Annotated in this window: 12 protein-coding genes and 1 pseudogene; 6 read left to right on the top strand and 7 right to left on the bottom strand. The window is 51.8% G+C overall.

Annotated features, from left to right (window positions below; all coding sequences use genetic code 11):
• Positions 1 to 422: 422 nt before the first annotated feature.
• Both dtpA and gstA read left to right on the top strand, forming a co-directional pair.
• A complete protein-coding gene (gene dtpA / locus WC7_RS14475) occupies positions 423 to 1,928 on the top strand; it encodes a dipeptide/tripeptide permease DtpA (protein ID WP_016153003.1) in 1,506 nt (501 codons plus the stop codon).
• 104 nt (positions 1,929 to 2,032) lie between these two features.
• On the top strand, positions 2,033 to 2,638 hold the full coding sequence (gene gstA / locus WC7_RS14480; protein WP_016153002.1) for a glutathione transferase GstA: 606 nt from the start codon (positions 2,033 to 2,035) through the stop codon (positions 2,636 to 2,638).
• An 83-nt stretch (positions 2,639 to 2,721) separates the two neighbouring features.
• Here gstA and pdxY read toward each other — a convergent pair whose 3' ends face one another.
• From pdxY to anmK, 5 genes are all read right to left on the bottom strand, one after another.
• Positions 2,722 to 3,582, bottom strand: coding sequence for a pyridoxal kinase PdxY (pdxY, locus tag WC7_RS14485; RefSeq protein ID WP_016153001.1), 861 nt, complete (start codon positions 3,580 to 3,582; stop codon positions 2,722 to 2,724).
• 64 nt (positions 3,583 to 3,646) lie between these two features.
• Positions 3,647 to 4,921: a tyrosine--tRNA ligase gene (tyrS, locus tag WC7_RS14490; protein WP_003836431.1), complete on the bottom strand. Its 1,275-nt coding sequence runs from the start codon at positions 4,919 to 4,921 to the stop codon at positions 3,647 to 3,649.
• Positions 4,922 to 5,047: 126 nt separating this feature from the next.
• A complete protein-coding gene (pdxH, locus tag WC7_RS14495; RefSeq protein ID WP_003029169.1) occupies positions 5,048 to 5,704 on the bottom strand; it encodes a pyridoxamine 5'-phosphate oxidase in 657 nt (218 codons plus the stop codon).
• Positions 5,705 to 5,762: 58 nt separating this feature from the next.
• A complete protein-coding gene (mliC, locus tag WC7_RS14500) occupies positions 5,763 to 6,092 on the bottom strand; it encodes a C-type lysozyme inhibitor (RefSeq protein WP_085951051.1) in 330 nt (109 codons plus the stop codon).
• Positions 6,093 to 6,179: 87 nt separating this feature from the next.
• Positions 6,180 to 7,301 (bottom strand): anhydro-N-acetylmuramic acid kinase, encoded by a 1,122-nt coding sequence (anmK, locus tag WC7_RS14505; protein ID WP_016152999.1) that lies wholly within the window; start codon positions 7,299 to 7,301, stop codon positions 6,180 to 6,182.
• A 274-nt stretch (positions 7,302 to 7,575) separates the two neighbouring features.
• Between anmK and slyB the strand changes: the two genes are divergently transcribed.
• Positions 7,576 to 8,043 carry an outer membrane lipoprotein SlyB gene (gene slyB / locus WC7_RS14510; RefSeq protein ID WP_016152998.1) on the top strand — a complete coding sequence of 156 codons (468 nt, stop codon included), beginning with the start codon at positions 7,576 to 7,578 and terminating at the stop codon, positions 8,041 to 8,043.
• Between the two features lie 47 nt (positions 8,044 to 8,090).
• On the opposite strand, the gene slyA is transcribed toward slyB, so the two are convergent.
• Positions 8,091 to 8,531 (bottom strand): transcriptional regulator SlyA, encoded by a 441-nt coding sequence (gene slyA, locus WC7_RS14515; RefSeq protein WP_019076732.1) that lies wholly within the window; start codon positions 8,529 to 8,531, stop codon positions 8,091 to 8,093.
• A gap of 192 nt (positions 8,532 to 8,723) precedes the next feature.
• On the opposite strand from slyA, the gene WC7_RS14520 reads away from it, so the two are divergent.
• The 3 genes and pseudogenes from WC7_RS14520 (at position 8,724) to WC7_RS14530 (ending at position 11,863) form a co-directional block, all read left to right on the top strand.
• Positions 8,724 to 8,960 carry a DUF1656 domain-containing protein gene (locus WC7_RS14520; protein ID WP_016152997.1) on the top strand — a complete coding sequence of 79 codons (237 nt, stop codon included), beginning with the start codon at positions 8,724 to 8,726 and terminating at the stop codon, positions 8,958 to 8,960.
• Between the two features lie 2 nt (positions 8,961 to 8,962).
• Complete coding sequence (locus WC7_RS14525) at positions 8,963 to 9,826, top strand: efflux RND transporter periplasmic adaptor subunit (RefSeq protein WP_016152996.1); 864 nt, start codon at positions 8,963 to 8,965, stop codon at positions 9,824 to 9,826.
• Positions 9,823 to 11,863, top strand: a pseudogene (locus tag WC7_RS14530) (FUSC family protein). Before WC7_RS14525 ends, WC7_RS14530 begins: the two are co-directional and overlap by 4 nt.
• On the opposite strand, the gene sodC reads toward WC7_RS14530, so the two are convergent.
• Positions 11,839 to 12,363, bottom strand: coding sequence for a superoxide dismutase [Cu-Zn] SodC (gene sodC, locus WC7_RS14535; RefSeq protein ID WP_016152994.1), 525 nt, complete (start codon positions 12,361 to 12,363; stop codon positions 11,839 to 11,841). The pseudogene WC7_RS14530 and the gene sodC sit on opposite strands and share 25 nt — an antisense overlap.
• Between the last annotated feature and the right edge of the window lie 81 nt (positions 12,364 to 12,444).

Raw genomic sequence — 12,444 nt, 5'->3', positions numbered from 1 at the left:
CAGATAACACAATGTTAAAAAATATTTATTTTTTAGTTAAAGTGACAATCAGATGACCTAACTGAACAGTTTCTAAACAAAACATTACACTGGCTATTTTTCAGATAATGGCCTATATCACTGGATTCAAGCGCAAATATCAGAACATATCGCCACATTGCGGTTTTTACCCTGATTAAACAGTGTAAAAATCTGCCATTTTTCAAATGAAGAAATTTAACGCTAGATAACATTTCACAGTCCCGACGATTTCACCAGTCATGATATATGTAACAGATTATTACAAACCACTTGTCTGAATGGTCAAGATAGTGAACATTACTTGCCGTTTCCCCTCCCACTATAACAATCGGACGGATGAACTTGACTCATCACGTGCCTGAACACCCCCGTTGATATGGGATGTAAAAAAAGAGGTAAAAGTGTCTACTGCAAACAATAAACCAACAGAAAGCGTGAGTTTAAACGCCTTCAAACAACCAAAAGCGTTCTATCTCATTTTCTCTATTGAGCTGTGGGAGCGTTTTGGTTATTACGGCCTGCAAGGAATTATGGCCGTCTACCTGGTTAAACAACTGGGTATGTCAGAAGCGGATTCCATCACCCTTTTCTCGTCCTTTAGCGCCCTGGTGTACGGTCTGGTTGCTATTGGCGGCTGGTTAGGTGATAAAGTTCTGGGTACAAAACGTGTCATTATGCTGGGTGCCGTTGTCCTGGCCATCGGTTATGCGTTGGTAGCATGGTCTGGTCACGATGCGGGTATCGTTTATATGGGCATGGCGGCCATCGCGGTCGGTAACGGCCTGTTTAAAGCAAACCCATCATCCTTGCTCTCTACCTGCTATGCCAAAGATGACCCGCGTCTTGATGGTGCATTTACCATGTACTACATGTCCGTCAACATCGGTTCATTCTTCTCTATGCTGGCAACACCGTGGTTGGCTGCGCATTACGGCTGGAGCACCGCGTTCGCTCTGAGCGTCGTGGGTATGCTGATTACCGTTGTTAACTTCGCATTCTGTCAGCGCTGGGTTAAACAGTACGGTTCTAAACCTGACTTTGAGCCGATCAACTTCCGTAACCTGTTGCTGACTATTGTTGGCGTCGTGGTACTGATCGCGATTGCAACCTGGTTGCTGCACAACCAGCAGATCGCACGTATGGTTCTGGGCGTCATTGCTCTGGGTATCGTGTTTATCTTCGGTAAAGAAGCATTCACCATGCACGGTGCTGCGCGTCGTAAAATGATCGTCGCCTTCATTCTGATGCTGGAAGCGATTATCTTCTTCGTGCTGTACAGCCAGATGCCGACCTCACTGAACTTCTTCGCGATTCGTAACGTTGAGCACTCTATTCTTGGCATTGCTTTCGAACCTGAGCAGTACCAGGCACTGAACCCGTTCTGGATCATCATTGGTAGCCCAATCCTTGCCGCTATCTATAACAAGATGGGCGATACCCTGCCGATGCCAACCAAGTTTGCGATTGGTATGGTGCTGTGTTCCGGTGCGTTCCTGATCCTGCCTCTGGGTGCTAAATTCGCTACCGATGCGGGCATCGTTTCCGTTAACTGGCTGATCATCTGCTACGGTCTGCAAAGTATCGGTGAACTGATGATCTCCGGTCTGGGTCTGGCAATGGTGGCTCAGTTGGTTCCGCAACGCCTGATGGGCTTCATCATGGGTAGCTGGTTCCTGACCACTGCCGGTGCAAACATCATCGGTGGTTACGTAGCCAACATGATGGCTGTACCAGAGAACGTCACTGACCCGCTGATGTCCCTTGAAGTCTACGGTCGTGTGTTCCTGCAGATTGGTGTTGCTACGGCTGTTATCGCTGTTCTGATGCTGCTGACGGCACCGAAACTGAATCGTATGACTCAGGACGATGACGTCAATGAGAAAGCCTCTAAGGCCGCGACAGCGTAATTCTCAGGGAAACTCTTTTTCAGGCCGCTAACTGGTGTTAGCGGCTTTTTTTTTGCCTGAGCTAGCACTACCATACGATATACCTCAGCCAAAAGGAGTTACCGATGAAACTGTTCTACAAACCGGGCGCTTGTTCTCTTGCTTCCCACATCACACTTCGTGAGAGCGGTAAAGATTTCACGCTGGATGGTGTTGATCTGATGAAGAAGCGTCTGGAAAACGGCGATGATTTTTTCGCGGTAAACCCAAAAGGGCAAGTTCCCGCGCTGCTGCTGGATGACGGTACGCTACTGACCGAAGGCGTCGCCATCATGCAATACCTGGCGGACACCGTTCCAGACCGTCAACTCCTTGCCCCGACCAGCAGCCTCTCCCGTTACAAAACCATTGAATGGCTTAACTACATTGCGACAGAACTGCATAAAGGCTTTACCCCACTGTTCCGTCCCGATACGCCGGAAGACTTCAAGCCAACCGTTCGCGCGCTGCTGGAGAAAAAAATGCAGTATGTGAACGACGCGCTGCAAGATAACCAATGGATCTGCGGTTCGCGCTTCAGCATTGCGGACGCCTATTTGTTCACCGTGCTGCGTTGGGCCTATGCGGTTAAGCTGAATATGGCAGGGTTAAGCAATATCGATGCGTATATGGCGCGTATGGCTGAACGTCCGGCGGTTGCCGCGGCGTTGAAAGCAGAAGGGTTAAATTAATTGTTGTTGCCGGGTAACGCTTGCGCTTACCCGGCCTACAGCCAAACGCAGGCCCGATAAGCGTGAGCGCCATCGGGCATTGCTTACAGCTGCGTCGCGCTGAAGTAGTGCTCAGGCTTCGCGATACAATCCTGCGCAGCCACAACCTGCAGCTCATACTCGTGCATTTTTTTGGTGGCAATCATCACTTCGTACACCGCCGCCGTCACGTGCTCCAGCGCCTGCTGTAAAGACGCGCCCTGCAGCAGTTTAACCAACAACAAGCCGCTGGTGACATCACCCACGCCAACCGGTTGACGAGCGCCAAAATCGACTAACGGTCGGCTGATATGCCACGCTTGTTCAGCAGTAACTAACAGCATCTCGAAACGATCTGCGCTGATACCCGCGCGAGCCAGGTGCTTCACCAGCACAATCTCTGGTCCCTGAGCGATGAGCTCACGCGCTGCCGCCACGGCCTCATTAACATTGTTTACCGCATGCTCGCACAGAATTTCGAGCTCAACCAAATTCGGGGCGATAATATCGCTGGCCGGAAGCGCATGGCGCACATGAAACTCCGCTACGCCCTGCGCGACGATACACCCTTTTTCCGGATGGCCCATCACCGGGTCACAAAAATATTTCGCCTGCGGATTGGCCGCTTTTACTTTGCGTACAATACCCAGAATATGCTCGCCCTGTTCAGCCGAGCCAAGATAGCCGCTCAGTACTGCGTCACAAGTCTGGAGTTTATCGATATCGGCAATGCCCTGGACAATGTCAGTCAGATGACTCGGCGGCATAACGCAACCGGTCCATTTGCCGTACTGTGTGTGGTTAGAAAACTGAACGGTATTCAGCGGCCAGACATTTGCGCCAAGACGACGCATTGGAAATTCTGCTGCACTGTTGCCCGCATGACCAAAAACAACGTGGGACTGGATGGCGAGGATATTCTTCATTTTACTTACCACAACCCTGAAAAAATAAAGGGGCGTAGTTTCCCACGCCCCTGCTAACTAAATCTTACTTCCAGCAAATCAGACAATAGTTCTTCTTGCCACGGCGCAGTAAGGTGTAGCGCCCGAACAGGATATCACTCTCCTGGAAGAAATATTCCGGATCGGATTGCTTCTCACCGTTGATGGTCACCGCATTAGACGCAATAGTCTTACGTGCCTGGCCGCGAGAAGGTTGCAGCTCGGAGTCCACCAGCGCCTGCATCAGATCGGCACCTTTGTCCATCTCGATCATCGGCACGCCATCTTGCGCCAGCTGTTCGAAATCCGCTTCGCTCAAATCGCTCAGATTACCGTTGAACAAGCTTTCGGTAATACGTTTTGCCGCTACCAGACCTTCTTCGCCGTGAACCAGACGCGTTACTTGCTCAGCCAGAACATACTGCGCGCGCGGCGCTTTACCGCTATTTTTATCTTCTTCTTCCAGCGCATTGATCTCTTCAATGTCCATGAAAGTAAAGAATTTCAGGAAGCGATAAACATCCGCATCGGCGGTGTTAATCCAGAACTGGTAGAATTTGTACGGACTGGTTTTCTTCGGATCCAGCCACACAGCGCCGCCTTCCGTCTTACCGAATTTCGTACCGTCAGCTTTAGTGATCAACGGAACGGTCAGACCAAACACCTGGTTCTGGTGCAGACGACGGGTCAAATCGATACCCGAAGTAATATTGCCCCACTGGTCAGAACCGCCAATCTGCAGCGCAACACCGTGCAGTTTGTTCAGGCAGGCAAAGTCATAACCCTGCAGCAGGTTGTAAGAAAACTCGGTAAAAGAGATCCCCTGATCGTCACGGTTCAGACGCTGCTTCACCGCTTCTTTGTTGATCATCTGGTTAACGGAGAAGTGTTTGCCGATATCACGCAGGAAAGTCAGTACATTCATACTGCCAAACCAGTCATAGTTGTTCGCAGCAATCGCCGAGTTGTCGCCACAGTCGAAATCGAGGAACGGCGCAACCTGTTTGCGGATTTTATCCACCCACTCCTGCACGGTGTCTTCGGTATTCAGTTTACGCTCAGCGGCTTTAAAGCTCGGGTCACCAATCAGACCGGTTGCGCCGCCCACCAGTGCGACAGGTTTATGGCCTGCCTGCTGGAAGCGTTTCAGGCATAACAATGGAACCAGATGCCCCAAATGCAAGCTGTCAGCGGTAGGATCGAAGCCGCAATAGAGCGCGATCGGGCCTTGCGCCAGTCGCTCTGCTAACGCTTCCTCGTCCGTCACCTGGGCCACCAGCCCCCGCTCTTGCAATTGTTTAATCAAGTTACTGCTTGCCATCAAAATCTCCATGTATAAAACGACTGCACCTTAGCCGGTACACGACTTTTCGCCTGATGCGAAAGAAACATAGAATAAAGCGCCGGATTGTTCAGCACCAGCGCTTAAAACAAGAATTTTGCATCTTTAGGGGGCCAGGCGATCAATTTTCCACGCGTTATCTTCGCGTTGGTATAAAAAACGATCGTGCAGACGGTTTTCGCCACCCTGCCAGAACTCCATCTGCTCAATACTCACGCGAAAGCCTCCCCAGAAACTGGGCAGTGGAACTTCACCTTGCTGAAACTTCTGCTTCAGTTCGAGGAATTTGCTTTCCAGAATACCGCGCGCGGAGATCCGACTGGATTGCTTAGAGACCCAGGCGCCAATCTGGCTATCACGTGGGCGACTGTGGAAGTATTTCACCACTTCCAGCGTGGATAGGCGCTCAGCCTTGCCGATCACCATCACCTGCCGTTCCAGCGTATGCCAGGGAAACAGGAGGCTGATGCGTGGGTTTTTCTCAATCTGATGTGCCTTACGGCTACCGAGGTTGGTATAGAACACCAGCCCTTTGTCATCATAATGTTTGAGCAACACGATACGCTGATAAGGCTGACCGTTTTCATCGACGGTAGCAACGACCATCGCTGTGGGATCGGCCAGTTTGGCGTCACAGGCTTGCCCCAGCCAGCGCTCGAACAGCGCAAGGGGCTCGGCGGGAAGATCGCGGCGGCGGAGACCGCCTTTCGTGTATTCACGGCGCAAATGCGCGATTTGCTGCAATTCGTCGTTATCAGACATGATGTTGGCTACGGATTGTCAGTGGGTGACGCTATTGTGCGCCGCCCAGGTGAAAATCTCAACGCTTCGGGTTCTGTAACTGACAGTTATTTAGCACAATTCTGTCTCGTTTATAGACCGTTGCCTCGTCGCCTTTAGACCAGAAGACGTAAATACCATCGGTATAGCGAGCACCTGATGCCGACACGCCCTGTTTGAGGTTCAATAGCTGATTATCATAAACAAAACTCGCCATCTGACGGGTATTGTTCAGCTTCACGGTAAGGGGTTTTTCGTCACAGCGGTATTCGAGGGTATCCGTTTGCATACGCTCGACAAATTGGTTGTACACGCTGCACCCGCTAAGCAGTACCGGCAGACACACTAACAACAGTTTTTTCATAGCCATATCCTGAAGACTTTCCTGGTCCTGGAGGGTAATGGCACCCTCCCTAATATCCCTAGTTTATCGACATATGGCGCTGAATAATTTCAGTTAACTCTGAGTTCGTGGGTTAGCGGGATAAATCGCCCCTAAAACGCTCGGTTCTGATGCGCCGGTCACGGAAGGCAGATTTCCCGGTAATCCCGCCAGCGTTCGCCACGCCAGCCAGGCAAAAGCCAGGGCCTCCATATCATCGCCGCTGATCCCAGCCTCATCGGTTGAGGTGACCTCTGTCCCTGGCAATAACGCCGCCAGACGCATCATCAGCAGCGGATTACGGCTGCCGCCGCCGCATACCATTAGCCGTTCACAGCCTCCGCTTAGCAAGACCTGCTCGGAAATGGTCACGGCCGTCAGTTCGGCAAGCGTCGCCTGCACATCCCGCGGGCTTATTCCCGGGAACTGCGCCATATGACGTTCTATCCAGCCATAATTGAAATACTCGCGGCCAGTGCTTTTCGGCGCAGGCGCAGAAAAATAAGGATCGTTAAGCATATTTTGCAGTAAAGGCAGGATCACCGTTCCCGACGTGGCCCACTGCGCATCTTTGTCGTAGGGTTGGCCGCATTGCCGCCAGATCCAGGCATCCATCAGCATATTGCCCGGCCCGGTGTCGTAACCGCGAACGGGTTGCTGTGGGATAAGCAGAGACAGATTGGCAATTCCGCCGATGTTTAGCACCATCCGCCGCTCCGTTGGATGAGCCAACAGCGCCTGATGAAAAGCGGGAACCAACGGGGCGCCCTGCCCGCCGAGAGCGATATCGCGGCGACGAAAATCGCCGATCACCGTTATCCCGGTACGCGCGACGATTTGATTGTTGTCGCCAATTTGCAGCGTGTGCGGCGCGATTCCCGTCGGTTCATGCCACACGGTTTGCCCATGACAGCCAATCGCAACGATCTCCTGCGGTTTCAATTTTTCCTGCGCCAACAGCGCATTCACCGCCTCGGCAAACAGATAACCGAGCTGTGCGTCAAGTTGGCCAAACTGCGATAGCGTAAGCTGCTGCCCCTGACAGATATCCAGGATCGCCTGCTTTATATGGAGAGGGATAGGCCAGGTCAGACTCGCCTGTTGCGCAACCATCGTTTCATCTATTGTCGCCAGCACAACATCGACACCATCAAGGCTGGTTCCAGACATTACACCGATAAAACGGCCCGATTTCATATGTCATCCTTTTAAGCAAATTAGCCTTGACACTCAACCATAAAGTGCCGACTAATGCCATGCTTCCTTAATGATTTTTGAGGGCTAATCATTACAATGGACGCTTTATTACATCAATTATATGAATGATTCGTTTATACTCGGTATATCCGATTTCGGTTAAGATTTTCATATTGTTCCAGTAGAACATGTGACCTTAGGCTCACAAGTGCCATATAATTTAGCCATGAAGGGTGCTTTATTAGCGTTTCGTGGTGTTAAAGGAGATTTGTAAATGATTAAACGTGTGCTGACTGTTGCATTAATGGGTGTATCTTTGGCGGGCTGCGTTAACAATGATAGCCTTTCAGGCGACGTATACACCGCATCCGAAGCGAAACAAGTTCAGAACGTTACCTACGGTACAATTGTTCATGTTCGTCCGGTGCAAATCCAGGGTGGTGATGACGCAAACGTGATTGGCGCCATTGGTGGTGCGGTACTCGGCGGGTTCCTGGGTAACACCGTCGGCGGCGGTACGGGTCGTTCATTAGCCACGGCGGCTGGCGCAGTTGCCGGTGGCGTAGCGGGTCAAGGCGTACAAGGTGCGATGAATAAAACCCAGGGTGTAGAACTGGAAATCCGTAAGGACGACGGTAATACCATCATGGTGGTTCAGAAACAGGGTGCAACCAAGTTCTCAGCTGGCCAGCGCGTTGTTATGGCTAACAACGGCAGCCAGGTTACCGTGTCTCCACGCTAATCGAATTCACGTGTGGTCAGGCTCTGGCCACACGTCATCTTATCGTTTCAGCCCTGTGACTGCAGTTCAATAATATTGTGTTCCAGTCTGGCGACCAGTTTAATCAGCAGATCAATTTCCTCAGCTGAAATCCCTTCCAAAATTTCTCCACGCGTCTTGTTGATAACCGCTTCCATATCTGCAATCAGCGGCTCTGCTTTTTCTGTCAGTTTAATTCTCTTTGCCCGACGATCGCTGGCGCAAGTCTGTCGTGAAATGAGTCCCTTTTCTTCCAGCTGGTCAAGCGTGCGTACCAACGAAGGCTGCTCGATGCCAATCGCTTTAGCCAACTGAATCTGCGATTGATCAGGCGGCAATTGATGAATGTTGTGCAGCGTAACCCAATGCGTCTGCGTCAACTCCAGAGGTTTCAGGCGATGGTCAATCAGAGCACGCCAAATGCGCACCAACCGTGCCAGATCAGAACCTAATGGCGATTCCAATTTCATCTCCTTATAATTAGCTTGCTAAGTTATTATGCTGATTTTAGAATAGTGTGCAGCATTTGTATTCCCAAAACAAATGTATTGCCAAATTTGCTTACCGGCTGACATTTTTTCAGACATTATGCGTTACAGAGACTCATTGTCTCTTTTTTGCTAAACCTATAGCAATGCTCTCTTCCGCCAAGGATTTTGCCCGTGAAGTTTATGTTTAATGCAACAGGATTGCCCCTACAAGATTTAATGATCGGAGCATCTGTCTACTTCCCTCCTGTTTTCAAGGCGTTTGTAGCAGGATTTATTCTCTGGCTGATTGTTCATCGCCTGCTACGCGACTGGATTTACTCCGGCGAAATCTGGCATCCCCTGTTAATGGATCTGTCACTCTTTACGCTTTGCGTATGTCTGGCCTTTGTAATGCTGATTGTGTGGTGATTATGTCGCTTAAAACCATTAAATACTTCTCCACCATTATAGTCGCTGCCATCGCAGTTTTCGCCGGATGGTGGATGTGGAATTACTATATGCAATCGCCCTGGACACGTGATGGCAAAGTGCGTGCTGAGCAGGTCAGCATCACGCCGCAGGTCTCAGGCAGCATTAGCGAACTCAATATAAAAGATAACCAGTTTGTGAACAAAGGCGATGTCCTTTTTATCATCGATAAGACGCCGTTTCACATTGCTGAACTAAATGCGCAAGCGCAGTTGGCGAAGGCACAGTCCGATCTGGCGAAAGCCAATAACGAAGCCAACCGCCGCCGTCATTTATCGCAAAATTATATCTCAGCCGAAGATCTGGATACTGCTAACCTCAACGTGAAAGCCATGCAGGCCAGCGTTGAAGCAGCCGAGGCCAGCCTGCGCCAGGCACAGTGGCAACTGACGCAGACTGTGGTCAAAGCGCCCGTAGCGGGCTGGGTCACCAACCTTTCAACTCGTACTGGAGACTACGCCTCAACCGGTAAGCCCCTGTTTGCCCTTGTCGACAGCCACTCTTTCTATGTGATGGGGTATTTTGAAGAAACCAAGTTGCGCCACATTCGTGAAGGTGCACCTGCGGTTATCACGCTCTACAGCGGCAACATAAAGTTACAGGGTCACGTATCCAGTATTGGTCGCGCCATCTACGACCAAAGTGTGGAAAGCGATTCCGGCCTGATTCCCGACATCAAACCCAATGTGCCGTGGGTGCGTCTGGCCCAACGCGTTCCGGTCCGCATCGAATTCGACGCTCTGCCGCAGGATGTCACTCTGGTTTCTGGTACGACCTGCAGCGTGTCTATCGGCCAGCGTAAATGAAACTGTCCCACCTGATGCCAGGCCATTGGCCGTGGTTTAAAGCCACGGTAGCGCAGTGGCGTTATGCGTTGCGAAATACCATTGCGATGTGTCTGGCGTTAACGTTCGCCTATTACCTGAATCTGGATGAGCCCTACTGGGCGATGACCTCGGCGGCAGTAGTCAGCTTTCCCACCGTCGGCGGGGTTATCAGCAAAAGTCTGGGTCGTGTTGCGGGTAGCTTGCTGGGTGCCACCGCCGCGTTGATTATTGCCGGTCATACCCTCAATGAGCCGTGGTTGTTTTTGCTGAGCATGTCAGTGTGGATCGGTTTTTGTACCTGGGCCTGCGCGCACTTCACCAATAACGTCGCCTACGCCTTTCAACTGGCCGGTTATACGGCGGCGATCATTGCTTTTCCCATGGTCAATACCATAGAGATTACGCAGTTGTGGGATATTGCTCAGGCCCGCGTATGCGAGGTCATCGTCGGTATCCTGTGCGGCGGCATGATGATGATGATCCTGCCCAGCACCTCCGATGGCACTACGCTGCTTACCGCGCTGAAAAACATGCATTCGCGTTTACTGGAGCATGCCAGCTTACTCTGGCAACCGGAGACAACGGATGCGATTCGCACAGCTCATGAAGGTGTTATCGGTCAGATTCTGACCATGAACCTGCTGCGTATTCAGGCGTTCTGGAGTCACTACCGTTTTCGCCGTCAAAATGCGTTGCTCAATTCGCTGTTGCATCAGCAGTTACGTATGACCAGCGTGATCTCCAGTCTGCGCAGGATGCTCCTGAACTGGCCCACTCCCCCGGCTAATACCCGGGAAATCATCGAACAACTGCTCAGCGAGCTGGTCAAATCCAATACCGACACCTACACCGTCGCGCGTATTATCGCCCCCCTGCGTCCTCTCGATGCGCGCGACTATCGGCACGTCGCCTTCTGGCAAAGACTGCGTTATTTTTGTCGGCTGTACTTACGCAGCAGTCATTATCTGCATTTACTGGAAAATGGCGTTACCGCCGAGCGTATTACTATCGCCCACACGCCAGGACTTGCCCGTCATACCGATAATGCGGAAGCACTCTGGAGCGGATTGCGTACGTTCTGTACCCTGATGCTTATCGGCGCATGGAGCATTGGCGCGCAATGGGAATCAGGCTCTGGCGCACTAACGCTCGCGGCCATCAGCAGCGTGTTGTATTCCGCCGTAGCCACGCCGTTCAAGTCACTTTCTTTGCTGATGCGCACGCTGATTCTGCTGTCGCTGTTTAGCTTTGTGGTTAAGTTTGGCCTGATGGTGCAAATCTCTGACCTCTGGCAATTCATTCTGTTTCTCTTCCCGCTGCTCGCTACCATGCAACTCCTGAAGCTGCAAATGCCAGCGCTGGCGGGTCTTTGGGGACAGCTAATCGTGTTTATGGGATCGTTTATCGCGGTGACTAATCCGCCGGTTTATGATTTTGCTGATTTCCTGAATGACAATATGGCGAAAATCACCGGCGTGGCGCTATCGTGGCTGGCATTCGCCATTCTGCGGCCTGGATCGGATGCGCGGAAAGGTCGCCGCCATATTCGCGCCCTGCGCCGGGATTTTGTCGATCAGCTCAGCCGACATCCCTCGCTCAGTGAAAACGAATTTGAGTCGCTGACCTATCACCACGTCAGCCAGCTCAGCAACAGTCAGGATGCACAGGCGCGACGCTGGCTATTGCGTTGGGGGGTTGTCTTGCTGAACTGCTCGCACGTGGTGTGGCAACTGCGCACCTGGGAGGTGCGTTCAGATCCTCTGGCTCGCGTCAGAGACGTGTGTATTTCGCTGCTTCGCGACGTAATGAGTGAGCGCGGCGTCCAGCAACGACCGCTGAATGCCACGCTGAGTGAGCTACAGCGTATTTGCGACACGCTCGCCCACCATCATCAACCTGCGGCGCAAGAACTGTCGGCGCTTATCTGGCGACTACACTGCTCGCTTTCTCAGCTCGAACAGGCGCCTCCGCCGGGTACGCTAGGCAATTGATTATTTGATAACGCCACAGGCGTAGCGCGCGCCACCACCGCCAAGCGGTTTTGGTTGATCGGACATATTATCGCCACCGACATGGATCATCAGCGCTTTGCCTTTAACCTCATCGAGCGTTTTCAGCCGCGGCGCAATGACCGGTGTTGTGGCGTTACCGTCGTTATTCACCACCAGCAGAGGCAGGTCGCCCATGTGGCCTGCGCCTTCCGGACCTTCGTGCTTGCCGGTTTGGTGCGGATCATAATGGCCTCCAGCCGATTCCGCGGCTGAGGCTTTTCCTTCTTTAATCGCCGGTTGGCAACTGCCATTCGCATGGACATGGAAGCCATGTTCACCCGGCGGCAGCGCTTTCAGATCGGGCGTAAACTCCAGCCCTTTCCCGGTTTCAACAATAGTGACCGTACCAATCGCCTGGCCGACGCCTTGCGACGTTACCAGATTCATCGTCACTTTTTCTTCACTGGCAGCCTGCGCACCTGCACAGGCGAGTAGAGTAATAATGGCCAAACTCAAACGCTTCATAAGACCTCCGTCCAAAAGGTGTCTGATTGATAAGTGTAAACCAGTGACACAAATTTGAACGGAGAAGCGTCAAAAACGCGA

Source organism: Citrobacter sp. KTE151 (assembly GCF_000398845.1).
Lineage (GTDB): Bacteria > Pseudomonadota > Gammaproteobacteria > Enterobacterales > Enterobacteriaceae > Citrobacter > Citrobacter braakii.
This window is presented reverse-complemented; position numbering and strand designations above follow the sequence as displayed.

What these genes read in the sequence shown, in the direction of transcription:
- gstA (WP_016153002.1), top strand. Translation starts at nt 2,033, where the DNA reads ATGAAACTGTTCTACAAACCGGGCGCTTGTTCTCTTGCTTCCCACATC.
- pdxY (WP_016153001.1), bottom strand. Translation starts at nt 3,582, where the DNA reads ATGAAGAATATCCTCGCCATCCAGTCCCACGTTGTTTTTGGTCATGCG.
- tyrS (WP_003836431.1), bottom strand. Translation starts at nt 4,921, where the DNA reads ATGGCAAGCAGTAACTTGATTAAACAATTGCAAGAGCGGGGGCTGGTG.
- pdxH (WP_003029169.1), bottom strand. Translation starts at nt 5,704, where the DNA reads ATGTCTGATAACGACGAATTGCAGCAAATCGCGCATTTGCGCCGTGAA.
- mliC (WP_085951051.1), bottom strand. Translation starts at nt 6,092, where the DNA reads ATGGCTATGAAAAAACTGTTGTTAGTGTGTCTGCCGGTACTGCTTAGC.
- anmK (WP_016152999.1), bottom strand. Translation starts at nt 7,301, where the DNA reads ATGAAATCGGGCCGTTTTATCGGTGTAATGTCTGGAACCAGCCTTGAT.
- slyB (WP_016152998.1), top strand. Translation starts at nt 7,576, where the DNA reads ATGATTAAACGTGTGCTGACTGTTGCATTAATGGGTGTATCTTTGGCG.
- slyA (WP_019076732.1), bottom strand. Translation starts at nt 8,531, where the DNA reads ATGAAATTGGAATCGCCATTAGGTTCTGATCTGGCACGGTTGGTGCGC.
- WC7_RS14525 (WP_016152996.1), top strand. Translation starts at nt 8,963, where the DNA reads ATGTCGCTTAAAACCATTAAATACTTCTCCACCATTATAGTCGCTGCC.
- sodC (WP_016152994.1), bottom strand. Translation starts at nt 12,363, where the DNA reads ATGAAGCGTTTGAGTTTGGCCATTATTACTCTACTCGCCTGTGCAGGT.